The sequence below is a fragment of the Gloeocapsopsis sp. IPPAS B-1203 genome (assembly GCF_002749975.1).
Classification (GTDB): Bacteria; Cyanobacteriota; Cyanobacteriia; order Cyanobacteriales; family Chroococcidiopsidaceae; genus Gloeocapsopsis.
The window spans coordinates 206,228-223,327 of the sequence record NZ_PEIG01000003.1 but is presented as its reverse complement, the minus strand read 5'-3'; the positions used below and the strand labels follow the sequence as shown (position 1 = coordinate 223,327).

Below are 17,100 nucleotides of genomic sequence, written 5' to 3'. Positions count from 1 at the left end.
CGAGTAGTTTACTTAGTAGTAAAAATAGTATTATTATGAGTTCATGAAAAAAAATAGTTATGTAAATATCAATTTTTGAAAATAAATAATGAATAAACTAATAAGCTAAAGTTAACTAAAGCTTTGTTTGATACCCAAGAGAAATAACACTGAATCTAGAAAAATAGCAGTTTTACTGAGAATATTTAAAACAGTGGAAAATTACTTAAGTGAATGCACTAAAAATGAAGAGAATGTGCAAATCAAGATAGTGGAAAAATGCTAAAATTAAAGACTGTTAGCTGTGAGATTTTAGTTCAGCTAAACTTAGCTATTTTATTATTGTCCTTGATACAATATTTTTCTATTTAATGTTTACTTGATTAAGTAGTTGAGTGAGTTGCTGTTCAATCACTTGTAAATCAAAGCGTTGGTTAGCTGCAAGTTGTCCTTGATACGCGATCGCTGCAGTTTTCTCTGGTTGATTAAGACACGACACAATCACTGATGCTAATTGTGTGGGTTCCCCTGGTGGAACTAACCAGCCTGTCTTACCTGTTTCTACTAATTCGACTGCACCTCCAGCTTGCGCAGCAACAACAGGACGACCACACAGCATTGCTTCGACAATGACTCTTCCGAAGGGTTCTGGTGCTATTGATGTATGCGTGACGAGATCGCAAGCATTCATCAGTGGAATCACGTCTGAACGAAAACCTAAAAATTTGACGCGTTTTTCTAGCTGTAGTTCAGTGACTTGTTGATGTATTTGTTGAACGTAATCTTCTTCACCAAAAAGTGCATCACCGACGAAGATAGCTACTACATTTTCCGGACACTGCGCAAGTGCTGCAAGTAAAATATGCTGTCCTTTCCAAGGAGAGAGACGGCTAAAATGACCGACTAAAAATTTTCCAGCAAGTCCTAGTTGATTGCAGACTTGTTCAGAGTGCAATTGGTGTTGCTGATAGTTGCGAATATCAAAACCGTTGTAGACGACATGAGTCATATCTGCACGCCCACCTGCAGCTATAAATGCAGCTTGCGTTGCTTGTGAGTTTGCAATGACGAGTGATGCGCAACGATTAGCTACAGTAACTGCGAGATAGCGATTTGTGGAACTGAAGTGGTCTGTTGATAGAATGTCATGCAGGTGATAAACTAAAGGACGACGCGTGAGAACACTTGCTAATGCACCTACTATCAGAGCTTTTTGCGTGTTAGTATAAATTACATCGTAGTCACGAGCTAGCCGAGCAACTTGGGCAATTAATGGTGCGATTGAACTAATACTGCCTAAGCTTTGCAGAAAAGTACTTTCCTTGCGAACTTGGATCGATTGAGTTGTCAGAATTTGTACTGGTATGTTGTGTTGTTGTAGCAACTCTTTAAACGAACCATCGGCAAATAGTCCAACTAAGCAAGAGTCTTTATAAGGTTTAGCGATATCGAGCAAGCACAACTCTGCGCCGCCTAGTTTACCACTTTGATCTAAAAAAAGGATTTTCATGACTGTAGCAATCCTAGATTTGTAGTGAATTGGTAATCGGTCATTGGTAATTGAGTTAGATAGGATTGCTTTGCATTATGTTACGCAATGAAAATTTTGGTGCAGCGATTCCAGTTGCATAACCAGACTAACGCGGAGTTGCTAGTTGCTTGCTACTTGTTCTATAAGACAGTTGATAACTTGAAGATATTGCGCGACGACGCTATCCATTGAAAAAGCTTGCGATCGCTGCCGTAACTCTTCTGAATTAGTAGGATTGCGGAGTGTTGTTACAATTGCATCAGCAAGTGCTGCGGCGTCACCCACGGGAACTAATTTACCATACTTGCCATTTTCTAAAATTTCTGCAGGTCCACTTTCACAATCAGTCGCAACAACCGAAGTACCAGTAGCGATCGCTTCTGCAACCACATTACCAAATCCTTCATAAATTGAGGAAAGGACAAATACTCCTGCTTGCGCCATGTATGTATAAGGATTCTCCACAAATCCAGGAAAAGCGACTTCTCCCTCTAAGCCAAGCTGCTGTACTAAGTTTTCTAGTTGTGGTTTGATTGTTGGTTCGCGTTTGTCTACATCACCTAAAATCATTAATCTTGCTTCACAGCGTTGTCGCACTAATGCAAAAGCTTGCACAAGTGTTGCAAAATCTTTTTGGCGAACAAGTCGTCCTACTCCTAAAATAACTGGTGGTTCTCCTGCAGCAAACCAAGGGTGATTGGTTGGTTGTTGCGCTTGTCTGAGAACTTCTGGTGTGACTACAGGGTTGTATATCACTTGAATATTGTCTAATGGTAGTCCAGCGACACGTGCTATATCCTGCGCTACGCCTTGGGAAACTGATATGATTGCATCTGCCCAAGGATAAAACCAGCGTACTAGAGTCGCTCTAACTTTTCCTACAAAAACATCAGGCTTGTCGCGAAATTGCTGTGAAAGATTGGTATGTACGCACATGATGATGCGAGTAGAGACGCCTGCAAGTAACTTTGCCAGAGTTCCTGCACTCACTATATCAAGTGCAGATAGTAAGATATCTGGTTTCTGTTGTTGCAAGTAACGTCGCAGTGCAAATGTTTTGAATAAAATAACTGGGGATTTAGATTTGAGATCGATGATTCGCACATTTGCAGGAACTTTTGTCAGATATGCTCCTTCAGTTTTTGCTAAAACTAAATCTACTTTTAGTCCTAAATTTGCTAATCCTTGGGCTAGACGTAGCATGACTAATTCTGCGCCACCACCATCAAGGTTAGGTAGAAAAATACTAATATGAGTGTTTTTTTGGATTGGGTTTGTAGTGGTTTTGTGGAGAGGTTTGACTGTTAGATTCATAAAATTTTAATTTGAACAAATCACATTATCACAAAAGACACAAAACAGTAAAAAAAATAGGTTTGATTAGGCTGTTATGAATTTAAATGAGATTTAACTATTTGTAGGTGGTAAGAGTTCTAAAACTACTGGATAGTCTGGAATGTTTAAATTAATATTTTTGGGGTTATTTTGTTTTATTGGATTTATTGATTCACTAACTTGATAAAGATTAGCTTGGTTAACTGGTGTGTTTATATTTATAGTAATTGGCTGTTCTGGTACGGTGCGATCGCTATGTTTTTTGGGGTTAAAACTTGTCACTTCTTGCCATAAAATTAGGTATAGTCTGCCATCGCGTTTTTGTAAAAGTGTATGATGGATATTTTTAGTATTTCCAGTAAGGTTATAGTCTAAAGATTTAAGTGGGAAACTTTCGCCTGGATCTTGTAATAAGGCGATCAGGTTTTTTAGCGTGATAAAAGCAGGCTTCGGCGAACCATCGTTGCGGAGGATACCAAAGTTTGCTTCGCGATCCTTCGGTTTAGTTCTTTGATCTATGAATTCATAAGCAAATGTACGCACAATTCCACGGTTGAAGTATTCGAGGAAAAGTCTAGGTAAATACTTAGCGTGTGCTGTTTCTGTAAGTGGACGATCGGAGTGTTTGTTACCAGTGTGATAACCTGCTTCTGTAGCAACTAGTGGCTGCTCGTTAAAAGGTCGCGAACGGTTACTTATTTCTTTGTCAATATTGTCTCCTGGTTTGTGAGGGTAGTTATACGGGTGCATATTGCCATAGTCAACCCATTGAGTCAGCTTGCCAATTGCTGTACTTGCATCTCTATCGACAAATGAAGGACCAACAATAGGTAAATGATTAGTAGCTGGATCATTTTTGACTTGATTGTGCAGTTGTTCCATATACTGACGCAGTTCGGGTACCCACTGTTGAGGCTTTTTACCAATGTCATATTCGTTAGGTCCTTCCACAGCTTCTATGGAATTATCGAGTTGGCGTGCGATCGCTATTGCTTGTTGTGGACTTACCCACCCAATACCTGCAATTAAAGTTGAGTGAATTCCAATATCTGCTAAATCTTGTAACTTCTGATAGTATTTTGGTCTTTTATCCACAAAACCATCACGGATATGACGTATCCCTAATTCTTGTAACCGAGGTCGAATAATTGATTTATATTTTCCATAAGCTGTATCAGTGTATGTCAAATGTACGTTAACACCAATTGAATCAACGAAAGTATCTGCACTGCGAGTTTGTTCTACTTGTTTTTGAGCAGATGGTGTCAATAAAGCAGTACAACTAATAATTAGTATTGTGCTAAGCATTAGCAATACTAAATTTGTGTAGCGTCTCCAACGAAGTAAGTTCATCATCTGAGTTAACTAAGGTGTTTGCGTAGTCTGACATCAACAGACATTAATAATTGATGAACGAAAACTCACTCTACTTTGAAAAATAAGACTTTGCTCGATGTTGGTAATACTGACGAGCCGCCATAGCTATACCGAGAAACCCCCAGAGAATCACGCCAGAAACTTCTAGCATGACGCTACCAAAAACTAACTGGATAAATACTCCAATACTAATTGCCCGAGCAGCACTGACAAAAGGGTCAAAGCTTACAGCATGCAATGTTCCTAACATCAGTAAAAGCAACCCACCCCAATACAAACTAGTACCAATCCACCCCAATGAAAAGAGTGTATCGAGAATTGCACTATCAAGATGGTTTCCAGCGCCTCCTAGCCCCTTACCAACAACCTCAGAAAGCGCAATATTCATACTTTGCTCGTAACGTTCGGATCTTTCGTTATAACTAATGTCATTACTAGTATTAGAAAAAGTTTGAAACCGAGAATTTATTGCTTGATGAAAAGGCTCCATAGTTGTCAACGGTAAAACACATAACACCATAATTAAAATAGTCATAATCAAGCGTATTTGTATGCGTGGCTTAACCGAAGTGACAAAAATAAGAACTCCAGCAAACCAACCTAACCAAGCAGCGCGAGTTAATGATAATAAAAATGATAAATAACCAACTGCAGAAGCTGGAAAGCGCAAAATTCCTGGCGTATTAAATAGCAATAATAAAGCTGCCATCATGACAATTGCGAATGGTCCATTAGCATTCATTGTGCTGAAGACCCGAATAGCTAAAGGTTCAGGTTGTCCAAAGGTAATTAATCCTTGATTAGCCATATTGATAAGCCAAAACCGATCCCAATCAGGAGCAACTAAGTATTGCCAAACCCCATAGGCTCCTATAACTAACGCTCCCCACAGAAAAGTGCGCTCAATAATCTGTCGATAGCCTGGATAGTCTTGCCAGTTTACAAATAAGTGAAAGCCAAATAAAACCGGAGTGAGCCAATTCAGAAGTGAGATAATAACAGTAGCAATTGGTAAATTAATCAGTCCTACTAAAAAACCATACAATATACCCATAACGGCAAGTACAAAAGGTAAGCCAGCCTGACGATATAAAGGAAAATATCGTAGAAATGTTATGACAGTTATGAACGTCACTAAATAAGGAGCAAGCAATACTGTACTAGGATCTTGCCAACCATTTTGATAATCTACTAAACGGCGTACCCAAGGTGTTACAAACCATATCCAAAATGTAAAACCAATATAAATTCCAGGGTGACGCAAATAAAGAAAAAGACCTACAGCAAAAGAACTTGTAGGAAAAAGTAGCCTAAGAATGTTGCTAGCATGAAGTACTATACACAGTGTACTAAACAGCACGAATCCTAAAATTGCGATCCAAGCTTGTGCTGGTTGCACGCTTAGGTCAAAGCTTTTCATTTGAGAATTACTAGAATGCATTTATGTATAGTTGACTCAATAATTATCTTGGGTTACACATTTTTTATCCAACAAGCTACAAAACTGTATGTTTGTAGTTATTTCGCTGCCAGTATATTTCATAAAGCTTGATCTCTTTTAAGACAATATAATAGCTCCATAAGCTAGCAACAAATAAGCCAATTAATCCATGCTTCCACATACCATGCCATAAATACATTTGTAAAAACTTCCCATATGGTTTTAACAAAAGTCGTACTAAGCTAAACTTTTGACCTTCAAGATAAGCTTTTTGAGAATCTAAATCTGTATATTTATTAAATCTCTCTACTAGTTCTCCGATATTACGAAATCCAAAATGCCAAACAATACCTGGTAAATGAATAACTCGTGCATCTTTTACGTCTGGCTGTTCATGCACTAAAACATCTTTGATTTGAAAAACTGTTTTATTGTATAATCTGATATGAGTTTCCGGTTTGCTGTCTAGCCATTTACCTAAAAAATCACCTATTCTGTTGACTGAAAAAGCATCAGCTTCTAAGTTCGGTTGATTTTTCCAGGTTAAAAGTAATTGAGTTAACTGTCGATCGACAACTTCATCTGCATCAATAAAAAATATCCAGTTATGTTCAGCGTTTTCTGCTCCAAAATTGCGCTGTTTTGCATAACCAGGCCAAGAATTTGAATAAACATGACAACCTAGATCTTGGGCAATCTGTATTGTATTGTCTTGACTTCCTCCATCAACGACAATAATCTCATCTGCAAAAGAAAGACAAGATTTAATTGCATTAGCAATACAATCTTCTTCATCTTGAGCAATGATAATTGCTGAGATCTGATGTAAAGATGTAGATGATGCAGTTTTGATTTTTGTATTTACCATGACTTATATCTAAGCATTTTTTGCATTGTTTGATAAGTTTGTGAACTGAACCAATGATGAATTACAAGCAGCAAGCTTAAGCGGATACAGTTTTTGAGATAACGTAGTTGAGGGTAGCATGTAATAGCCTGCTGACGGAGTTCAGATGCTCTAGTGTAATTTTCACAATAAAAAGCTTTCCAAGCTACATGAAGATAGGCGCGACCATATGCTTTATTTTTTAGATATAGAAGTTCTGGAGTAACAGAATGAAATGATTTTTCGATTATCTGGCAAAGGCTTAGCAATAATTTTTCGTAATTTTTAGACTTATTATGAGGGTGTTCTCGATAGTAAACTAGAGGTTCTTTGACTATGGCAAATGAATAACGGAAAGCAATACGAATCCACATATCCCAGTCTTCAGCAAAGCGTATACTTTGATCGAAAACTCCAAAATTAAAACAACAACGGCGAACCATTGCTGTACTTCCACAACGAACTGGGTTGTACTCAACAACCTGTTTCCATATGTCCCCTTCTCCACGGGTAGTCATTACTTTACCTGCAAGATTACCTTGTTGGTCAACAAAAGCTATCCATGTATGCACTAATCCAACAGATGAATTTTCATCCAAGCACTTTACTTGCTTTTCTAATTTGGTTGGTTCCCATAAATCATCAGAATCTAAAAAGGCAATGTATTCTCCCTGGGAACTAGCAATTCCAGTGTTACGCGCCCCAGCTGCACCTTTGTTTTCTTGAGAAACTAATTTCACTCGCGGATCAGTTAATTGAGAAGCCCACTCAGCAGTGTTATCTGAACTACCGTCATCAACAATTAGCACCTCAAAGTCGATGAAAGTCTGCTTTAAAACACTCTCTACAGTTTCTGGTAGATAGGTCATAGCATTATATGCTGGGATAATAACGGAAACTTTAGGCATAGAACTAACTCGATTAAGTTAATACATGAAATTATTGTTGATTAAATGACTAAGTTTCGGAATCTTTAGTTATTACATACAAGCTACTCTTATCTTTTGGGAGTAGCTCCTAATTGCATTCTTATACTTTCAAAAGAATCGAAGTAGTGTACAATCATTGCAATCATAAAGACTTTAATTTTTTGCTCATTATCTTTTAATTTTTTGTTGAAATATGATTTACGTACTGCTGATCTAAGAGGAGGTCTTAAACCAGATAACATATTAATGATTAATTTTATTAGTAAAGGTATTGAAGTATTGTCTTTATTTAACTGATTTAGTTGATAAATACCACCGCTTCGCCTAGTAACTTTTTTATACAGTTGTTCTAATGAACTTCTAGCTGGATGCAGAACTTTACTATTATCAGCATAGAATAACAAATAGCCATAACTATATACTCGTCTTCCCCACTCTACATCTCCACCAGATTTTAACTGCGAGTCAAAAACACCCACTTGGTCAAGGATTTTTTTAGTAGTAAATAGATTAGCTGTAGCTCCATATTTTTCTTCTTCAACATATCTTTTCTGTTGCAGAAATGTCACACTATCATAAAGCTCTACAGCAGTTGGACGATTTGGGTTTTTGAAGAAAATTTCTATTTTTCCAGCAACTAAGCCACAGTTTGGTATAGATAAAAGATGATTAACTCCTGTTTCAAGCCAATTTTGAGTAGGTATACAATCTGAATCAGTAAAAGCTACCACCTCTCCTTTTGCGATTGAAAGCCCTTTGTTTCGAGCAGCATAGGAACCTAGTTGACTTTCGTAAGTAGCAAATGCTTGCTCAAACGGTTCAACAACTTTCTCGATGCTTTCATCAGAGCCATTGTCAATAACAATAACTTCGTATAGATTTTTGGGATAAGTCTGTTTCTCTAAAGCTTCTAAACAAATTTTTAGGCGCTTATTGTCATTGAAAACTGGAATAATTACAGAAACAAATGGAGTTGAGATGTTACTCATCAGTTTATAGTTTCCGTCTCATATTTGTGTTGCACCTGTAGATATGTAATCTATATTGAACTTCACTACTACTAAATCGACATTGGAGAGGTTACATATAGAAAAGCTGTTTCTTATAATTAATTAACTGTTGATTCTATGAAAATCTCATGAGACTTTCTTGCAAATGTTTATAGATTAAATCTTTAATATCGTCCATCATGTTGAACAAAGTATAGCTAAAAGAAGCATGATGAGCTGAAGCTATCGATGATGTGAACCAATGTAAAAAGTAGTTGTTACTAATGTATTGACTAGCAAAATCTGCATGAATTTCTGCATAAATACGCTGCAGTGGAACTGTACTAAACTGCTTTTCAATTAAAGGATAAAGTTTATTTACGCGAGCCAAACGATGTTTTTTTCTATTTTCAAGGTTCTTAGCATTAGTCAATTGGTCACTACTGTGTCTGCGTTTGATGGCAAGTGGTACTTCTGTGAAGATAGGTTGATATCCAGAGATGATACAGCGCTCATACAAAGCAGCGTCTTCACCTATTCTGATTGTTTCATCAAATAATCCAACCTCATCAAAGGCTTTTCGAGGAATGACAACAGAAGAAGGAGTATATATAAAGCTGGCAACGAGGAGGTGGTGAATGAGAGAAGTATATTTTTCTAGGTTAGGTTTCTGAACAAAAATTTGCCTTTGATTTTTTGCAGTATTCCATACGACTAAATCGCTAACACAAAAGCATTTTGTTTTACCTTCCAAAGTAGTAACTTGAGTTTTTAGATAGTTTTTCTCCCAAATATCGTCAGAGTCAAGAAAAGCAATGTACTTACCTTTAGCTTCTACTAAAGCTCTATTTCTTGCTGCATAAGCTCCGACATTTTGTTGAAGGCTAATAAGGCGAATTTCTGGGTGTTTTTCCCTAATAAATTCTGAGGTTTTATCCTGAGAATTATCATCGACAACAATAATTTCAACAATACCATCAAAGTTTTGAGAGAGTACACTTATTAAAGCTTCCTCCAACATTATAATCCTGTTATGTGTAGGAATAATAACTGATACATCGACAGTTTGATTGCCGGATTCTGGAAATAAAGTTTGTGTTGGCATAGTTGTATTGTTCGTAGAAGTTGCTATCTTGTCTTAATCGTGTAATGAACTTGCTGCTATTTTTGCTTATTTTAATTACCTTTGATGATGTTTTAAAAACTATACCTAATAGTAAATAGGTATAAAGCAAAGTTTTGTTTTTAAATGAGGTACTATTAGATAATAAGATAAGCTATGCTTAAGCTGTAGTAAGTTCACCAGCTCTAGCTCCTTTTTGTGTATAAAGATTTAGCAATAAATTAGGTTGAAAATAGGTGATAATACTACTTATGGTGTAAAGTAATTCAAAATAAATCACAATTGGAATAGCCAAAGGTAGGCAAAATATTCTAAGTGAGTCCTCTTGTAAAACTGCCCTAATCTGAGCTTTTTTGAAAGGTTTTGCTTGCCAAAGTGTACGAATAACAGCGTAAATTTTTTGCGATCGCGTAAGTTGATAACCACTTGTTAGCTGAGAAATGTTATTCAAATCAGTACTATTTGCTAAACTTAGTTTAATTTGTTCTCTTAAAACGCGATCTCGACCTCTGAGTAAATAGCGCCAGCTAATAAAAGACATTGTTGGTGGTTCGTGGTTAGCTTGTGCTTGGGGATGTTTTAATATGTTGTATCCATGACTACGCAAATAATGAATATGGATCTGGCAGTTACTACGATACAGTGGTAATTTTATAGGAATCGGATTTTGTAAAAGAAAATCACGGCGAAAGGCTACACTATTTAAGTAGTATCCTTGGGATACATATGGTTGCTCTTGGTAGGAAAACCGAGGAAAAAAGTAGTGTATAGCTATAGCAAGCTCATAGGGATTTCTGACTAGCGTACTTGTTTCTCCAGCAACAATGTTGATGTCTGAGTTTTGTGAGAAAGTAGTAAGAATACTTTTTAGCCAATTTGAATTGTAAACACAGTCTGAATCACAAAAAACAACAATTTCCCCTGTAGCTAGGGTAGCACCCATCATTTTTGCTTCATGGTAGCCGATTCCTGGGATTTGTTTGATATTAATCCAGGTATATTTTGAGCTAATCTGTTCAATTACTTCTTGAGGTGCATAGCCACCGTCAATAATCAGAAACTCGTTGGCTGATGTAATTGGCATATTTTGTTTTTCAAGTGAAGCTAGGCTAAGGTAGATGTTTTCTAGTTCAACACTTGAGAGATTCTCTGTTTCAAATACTATAGAAAAACTGGGAAGTTCAGCTACAGAATTTTCCATTTGATCGACCTAAGACTAAGAGCATCATAAAGGATTAGCAACTACTTTTAGTTTTGAATAGTAGAGTTAAGAAAATTCAAAACTAGTTGTTTGTGAATCAATGAATTTTGCTTAACCTGCTCATATTCTTGGCAGTTGATTGGTGAAACTTGATTACGTGCAGCTTGTAAAGCACGCTCAATTTTTTCTATGACTATGTTTTTATCAGAAATATCATCTAACATAATACATTGTGAAGCACGACCAATTTGCTTGTAAAAACGCGGAGTTTTTTGATGAGTTGCAAATGATTCACAATGAACTCCTAATGCATATGCCACAATACCTACGTGGAGCTTAGTTGTTAAAATAGCTGATAATTTTGAGATCAATGCTGCTGTTTCCCATATACCTTTAAAAGGTAATGACAAGCATTCTTTTCCCGTTGAATTGTGAATGATTTTTGCTAATTTTTCTGTGTCTGAGGGAACATTGTTAGATCCACAATCAGAAAAGACAACGGGTAAGACATCTGGTGTCGAAGCAAGTGTGGAAAATAAGCCTTGTCTTAATAGTTCTGCTTGAGGAGTATCACAGAGAAATCTAGATGGATAGTGAATCCCCAGTGATATCATTCCTTGATAAGGAGCTAAGAGACTATCTACATAATTAAGAGCAGTAGTAGGAATATCTTCCTTACTAATTGTCAGTGCTGCATCTGGTGCTACTATGACTTCGGAGTCGATACCTAATGTGTCTTGAATAAACTTTTTCGATTCAATATTTCTCACAGATAGTACAGATGCATGAGATAAAATACGCTTTACTTCATGTCTAACGAAAATGTTTGAAAGTGGACCTGCTTCTACACCTACTATAGCGTAAGGAGTATTACTCCATATACATATTTCAGCCGGTAAAACATGACGCCGAAAAAACTGCTTATTCCATTTACCTCCTAATTTTTTGCCATGACTCCAATTTGGTTCCCCTAAATATCCGCCCCCAGTACAAACTAAAGCTTGCCAGGTTTCACGTTGTTTGATTCCTATAAAACTATTAGGAAAGTGTTCTTTAAACTCTTTTTGTTCTTGTTTGTCTACCATTGGGTAAACAATAGTGCTATTAACTTTGGATTTTACCCAATTTTCAACGAGCTTGATCAAGAGGAGATCGCCAAAATTGTTATTGTAGTAAGAGCCATGAATTGCAATCATTATTGTGAATACTTTCCGTAATTTTAGTAAAGGTTGATAGTTGAGAGCTTTTTAGCTAACTCGACCTAACTCATGTTGCATTTGATGATATTTCCACAGCTTGCCATGCTGTTCTAATAACTCTTTATAGTTTCCTTGCTCAACAACTCTTCCTTGTTCAAGCACAACAACCTTATCGGCTCGAACAATGGTAGATAAACGATGTGCGATCGCAATGACAGTTCGCCCGACAGAGAGTTTTTCTAATGATTCTTGAATCAGCCGTTCTGATACTGAATCTAAAGCACTTGTTGCTTCATCGAGAATAAGAATATCAGGATCGCGGAGTAAAGCCCTAGCGATCGCAATTCGCTGACGTTGTCCTCCAGATAATCGCACACCGCGATCGCCTAGTTGAGTATCAAAACCTTCGGGCATTTGTTGAATAAATTCCAAAGCGTTTGCTAGTTTTGCTGCTTCCCAAATAGCTGCTTCATCTATGTCTGATCCATAAGCAATGTTATTGCGTACTGAAGTGTTGAAAATGAAAGTGTCTTGACTAACAACTGCCATTTTCCGCCGCACTGATTTGATATCGAACTGGCGTAGATCGACTCCATCAATGAAAATATCGCCTTGCGTCGGATCGTAAAAGCGAGGAATCAAATCTACGAGTGTCGATTTACCTGCACCGGAAGCACCAACGAGTGCAGTTGTTTGCCCTTGCTTGATGGTTAATGTGACATTATTTAAGACTAAATGATCGCGATCGTAACCAAAATCTAGTGAGACAAATTCAATTGCTTTTTGCAATCCTGAAAATTGTTTTGTGCCATTGAGTAAGTAAGGTTTATCGTCAGTTCTGAGCACTTGCTTAATATTCTCAATCGCACCGCGAAAACTATTCAAACGAGCGCTGTTGCAATTAATTTCATGAATTGCTGGAACTAAACGAAATAAAACAAACAAAAATGTGAGTAATGAGGCAACCTCTAGCGTTCCATTCGCGACGAATATCGTCATCGCGACAATAATCATTAATACCAGAACTGTGGTAGCAGCACCTTCAGCAAGAGGTCGAACAAGTGCCAATCCCATAACTGATGTAATCGTAGCTTCCTCAACGCGATCGCTTGCTTGATAGAAGCGTTTTCGCTCAAAATCTTGGGTTGCAAAGGCTTGTACAGTACGAATACCATTAATCAATTCAACAGCGATCGCCGTAAATGCACCATTCGCTCTCGATACGGCAAAACTTGCTTCGCGTACTCGTTTACTAAGGGTAGAAAGTCCTACTGCTAATAATGTAAATAAAAGAATGGCAATAACTGTCAGTACCCAAGATATCCGAAACAAAATGAGCGCATAAACTGCTAGTGTCAGACCTTTAGTGATGTTAAAAGCTACTAAAGAAAAAGCTTGCTTGAGACTTTTGATTTCCCCTGTGATGCTATTAATTAACTCTCCTGAATTAGTTGAAGTAAAATACTTTAAACTCACTGATTGCAGTTGCTCAAAAATTTGTTTTTTCAAGCAAGCCATTAACTTACTTTGAACAACTTCTATATAAACCTGTGTCAAGTAGTTGAATACTGCCCGAATCCAAGTAGCAGTTAAAATTAGTGCAGAAATTCGATACAAACGACTTATTTTTGAAGTATTTATTCCTAAAACCCAAACATCAAACCAATGAACTCCTGTTTGAAATGGTGTACCACTTGGGTCTACTAAACTTTGTAAAAACGCAAGTAGAAAACCGATACCGAAACCCTCAAAAGCTGCTGCTAACAAAGCAAATACAATGGCTAAAATGACAGCCGCAGGAAAATACTGTAACTCCCGTAAAATTAAGTAGTTCTCTTGCCAAAAGTGAGTGCTTTTCAGCAAACCTATAAAAGGCGAAAATTTGTAACGCATGATTGGGTTTAAAAATAGCGCAGTAGACTAAAATGCACCAAAACCAGATAAAACTTTAGGAAAAGTTTGGAGTAAAATCGCGAGATCTCTAGCTAAAGACCAATTGTGCAAATAGTCTAAATCCAGATTATTAACGGCGTTAATATCAAGTAAAGTTGATCTTGCTTGTACTTGCCAAGCTCCTGTAATTCCTGGAAGTGCATTTAATCGTTTTTTTCCTTCTCCATTTAGTCGCATTGCATCATACAAAGCCCAAGGGCGCGGACCTACAAGACTCATTTCACCGCGTAAGACATTAAATAACTGTGGTAACTCATCGAGACTGTATTTGCGCATCCATGCACCCAAACGTGTTAACCGAGGATCGTCTGCAAGTTTATGCAAACCATTTTGGTTAGCCATTAACTGATGATGCAATTTTTCCGCATCGACAACCATAGTGCGGAATTTATAAATCCGAAACAACTTACCTCGTTCGCCGACGCGCCATTGTTGAAAGAAAATTGGACCTGGAGAAGAGAAATAAACTAGCAGTGATAAAAAGACCATCAATGGCATGAGCAACAGTAGTAAGACGATCGCCGCTAGCCAATCACTGCAACGCTTGACAATCCAATTAAATGATCTGCGTTTTCTGGCAATTGATTCTGCAGCAGGGAGTTCAAGATAAACTGATTTGTTTGCTTGGTGACTTGCGTCCGCCCATAATCGAATTTGTGCCTCACTCAAATTATGATCGAGACGAATAAGTTGAATTGGAGAGCGTTGCAGACACTCTACTAATCGTTGCTGATTATCCAACGAAGGCATATACGGTTGTTTAAATTGAGGGAACAGTTTAACTAAGAGTTTTCGCTGTCGCCAAATTAGATTGCACGGTGATACGCCAATGTCTTGTTGGTTTTGAAGAACGGGAAAATCTGATTCTATTGCGATCGCATTAAAGCTACTCATCTTGTGCCTCATTTCCTACAATAGTGATTTAGTGGTTAACGTTCAACAGCAGCTGAGTGATTCAGTAAAAATCGGCTACGTGGTGATTCAGCGTAAGTACTGCTATACCGAGGGCTATTAGCTGCTGCATTGGCAATAACTCCAAACACATTTGTGCGACTCAACATTTCTGTGACTTGGGTAATTTCTGTACGAGTGACCCGATCAATACGCGCTACTAAAATTGCACCACTGCAAAAAGATGCTGTTTGGATTGCATCTACCCTACCAAGAACAGGAGGAGTATCAAGTAGCACCAGATCGTACTCTTGCTCGAAAGCAAGCATCATTTCCTTCATTTTTGAGGAACTTAATAGCTGCACAGGATCTACTGGTGTAGGACCTGAAGTCAACACATCAATCTGTGCGCCAAAAAGTTGAATGCGTCTTCGACAAGGTAAAGCGCGATCGCTTGTCAATAAAGTTGATAGTCCTTGTTCGTTTGATAGTTCTAATTGCTTGTGTAAACTAGGACGACGTAGATCTGTATCAATCAGCAATACTTTTTGGTGCAACCGCGCTGCGGCGATCGCCAAACCTAAAGCTAAAGTTGTCTTACCTTCACCAGCAAGGGCTGAAGTGACGGCTAACGATTTTACTGGAAATGCCGTCAGCAATCTAATATTTTTGTAAATCAGATCCAGCGCATCGCGAAACGATTGCAAACAGAGCATAGGAAGGACTTGTGTTTGCTGCTTATTTAACTTAATAAGTCCATTCGGTTTTGCTGGTGGTAACTCTGGAATTAAACCTAATAGAGGTAGGGCTACTTGCTTTTTCAACTCATCCGAAGAGTGAACTGCATCATCAACTGCTTCACGGATAAACGCAGCAAAACATCCTAAAGTCAGCCCAACAACGATTCCTAATAACAGATTCCGCTTAATACTTGGACTAATTTGCTCGCCTATCCCTGGTTGCTCGACAACTTGCCAGTCAAAACCACCTCTGGCGAGTTGTAAACCTAACTCCTGACGTGCAGTCATCAGTTGTTGGAGTGTTTCTCGATTAACTGATACTTCTGGTAAGAGACGATTGTACTGTGCAAGCAGAGTAGGAAATCTTTGTATTTCTGCGCTCAACTGCTGCTCTGCATTTGCTAAACTCTGCGCATTTGCTTGAAGACTAACTAAGTTTGTCTGCGCTTCAACTAACTCTCCGGCTAGATTAATATCTAATTGACCTTGCTGTCCTGCAGTTGTTGTATCTTCTTCACTGGCGATCGCATTTTCTCCCACAACTGTTTGCATCTCCTGTTGTAAAAGCTCACGCTGGGTATCGCGCTGAGACAGCAAAAGTTCAACTTGGGGGGAAGAATCAGTGTAGCGTAAGCGTTGCTGCGCTAAGGCGAGTTCTGTTTTCTGAATTTCATTGAGTAAGTTTTGATAACGTTGCGATTGACTTAAACGCGAGGAAACTAGTGCATTTCGCGGCGTACGAGCAAGCTGTTGCTGTAAATTGTGCAAACGCGATTGAGTTTGCTGAATTTGATTTCTATTTGTGCGTTGTTCTTGTTTAACATTATTTAAAGCATCTGTAAGTGCTTTTGCTTGTAACTCTGGATCGATGAGATTATTGCTTTCACGAAATAGTTCTAAAGCATTTTCAGCTTGATTAACTCTATCTTTAATGACAGGTAGCTGCTCATTGATAAAAGTCAGACCCTTTGCTAAGCGTAACTTCTGCTGTTCTAAGTTGTAATCTTGATAAACTTGCTGCATTGCGTTGAGAACATTTTGAGTTCTCTGTGGGTCGTTATCTGTGTAGAGAACTTCAACAATTTTTGTCCTAACTTTTTTACCAGTTCCATCTTGCCCTTGTACAGGTGATAGTGTTAGAGACTTTCTCAGTGACTTAATATCTATATCAGGATACTCAGGCTGTAACAAAGAAACTGCTCTTTGTAAAAGTATTGAACTACTCATCAAGTTGATTTGAGTTGCAATATCTACCTCAACATTAGAGTCAGCAAATTCGCTTTCTGTGGTTTTTCCTTGTCCTTGGTCAGTTTTTCCTTGATAGTTAGGCTCAACTAAAAGCTGCATCGAACTTTTATAGGTTGGCTTTGTAATTATTGTGAGAACAGTTGCCATCGACAGGATGCCAAAAAATACAGACAATAACAAAAAGCGCCTACGCATTAAAACTGATAAAAGCTGTCCGTAACCTGCCTCCTGTTCCGTAGCCATTGCGAAATTGTCTTTATTCATTGGTATTCTCACCA

At 37.9% G+C, this 17,100-nt stretch carries 13 protein-coding genes; all 13 read right to left on the bottom strand.

Translation table 11 applies throughout. The annotated features are described in order from the left end of the window. Window positions 1-343: 343 nt before the first annotated feature. The 13 genes from CSQ79_RS07030 to CSQ79_RS06970 all read right to left on the bottom strand — a co-directional run bounded on the left by CSQ79_RS07030 (window position 344) and on the right by CSQ79_RS06970 (window position 17,065). A complete protein-coding gene (locus tag CSQ79_RS07030) occupies window positions 344-1,489 on the bottom strand; it encodes a glycosyltransferase family 4 protein (RefSeq protein ID WP_099700470.1) in 1,146 nt (381 codons plus the stop codon). 141 nt (window positions 1,490-1,630) lie between these two features. After that, on the bottom strand, window positions 1,631-2,824 hold the full coding sequence (locus CSQ79_RS07025; protein ID WP_099700469.1) for a glycosyltransferase: 1,194 nt from the start codon (window positions 2,822-2,824) through the stop codon (window positions 1,631-1,633). A gap of 93 nt (window positions 2,825-2,917) precedes the next feature. Continuing rightward, window positions 2,918-4,153, bottom strand: coding sequence for a hypothetical protein (locus CSQ79_RS07020; RefSeq protein ID WP_143755434.1), 1,236 nt, complete (start codon window positions 4,151-4,153; stop codon window positions 2,918-2,920). A gap of 118 nt (window positions 4,154-4,271) precedes the next feature. After that, window positions 4,272-5,642: an O-antigen ligase family protein gene (locus CSQ79_RS07015; protein ID WP_289500749.1), complete on the bottom strand. Its 1,371-nt coding sequence runs from the start codon at window positions 5,640-5,642 to the stop codon at window positions 4,272-4,274. 76 nt (window positions 5,643-5,718) lie between these two features. Continuing rightward, complete coding sequence (locus tag CSQ79_RS07010) at window positions 5,719-6,531, bottom strand: glycosyltransferase family 2 protein (protein WP_099700466.1); 813 nt, start codon at window positions 6,529-6,531, stop codon at window positions 5,719-5,721. After that, the gene (locus CSQ79_RS07005; protein ID WP_099700465.1) at window positions 6,525-7,457 is read right to left on the bottom strand and encodes a glycosyltransferase family 2 protein; all 933 of its coding nucleotides are present in this window, start codon (window positions 7,455-7,457) and stop codon (window positions 6,525-6,527) included. The genes CSQ79_RS07010 and CSQ79_RS07005 overlap by 7 nt, the downstream gene beginning before the upstream one ends. 89 nt (window positions 7,458-7,546) lie before the next feature. After that, window positions 7,547-8,467 (bottom strand): glycosyltransferase family 2 protein, encoded by a 921-nt coding sequence (locus tag CSQ79_RS07000; protein ID WP_099700464.1) that lies wholly within the window; start codon window positions 8,465-8,467, stop codon window positions 7,547-7,549. A 136-nt stretch (window positions 8,468-8,603) separates the two neighbouring features. Continuing rightward, entirely contained in the window at window positions 8,604-9,572 is a 969-nt protein-coding gene (locus CSQ79_RS06995) for a glycosyltransferase family 2 protein (RefSeq protein ID WP_099700463.1), read from the bottom strand. A gap of 178 nt (window positions 9,573-9,750) precedes the next feature. Then, the gene (locus CSQ79_RS06990; RefSeq protein WP_099700462.1) at window positions 9,751-10,791 is read right to left on the bottom strand and encodes a glycosyltransferase family A protein; all 1,041 of its coding nucleotides are present in this window, start codon (window positions 10,789-10,791) and stop codon (window positions 9,751-9,753) included. A gap of 47 nt (window positions 10,792-10,838) precedes the next feature. Continuing rightward, window positions 10,839-11,987 carry a polysaccharide pyruvyl transferase family protein gene (locus CSQ79_RS06985; RefSeq protein WP_099700461.1) on the bottom strand — a complete coding sequence of 383 codons (1,149 nt, stop codon included), beginning with the start codon at window positions 11,985-11,987 and terminating at the stop codon, window positions 10,839-10,841. A gap of 51 nt (window positions 11,988-12,038) precedes the next feature. Next, window positions 12,039-13,883: a heterocyst formation ABC transporter subunit HepA gene (gene hepA / locus CSQ79_RS06980; protein WP_099700460.1), complete on the bottom strand. Its 1,845-nt coding sequence runs from the start codon at window positions 13,881-13,883 to the stop codon at window positions 12,039-12,041. Between the two features lie 27 nt (window positions 13,884-13,910). Then, the gene (gene hepC, locus CSQ79_RS06975) at window positions 13,911-14,837 is read right to left on the bottom strand and encodes a heterocyst development glycosyltransferase HepC (protein WP_099700459.1); all 927 of its coding nucleotides are present in this window, start codon (window positions 14,835-14,837) and stop codon (window positions 13,911-13,913) included. A 35-nt stretch (window positions 14,838-14,872) separates the two neighbouring features. Next, window positions 14,873-17,065, bottom strand: a complete 2,193-nt coding sequence (locus CSQ79_RS06970) for a GumC family protein (RefSeq protein ID WP_289500748.1) — start codon at window positions 17,063-17,065, stop codon at window positions 14,873-14,875. Between the last annotated feature and the right edge of the window lie 35 nt (window positions 17,066-17,100).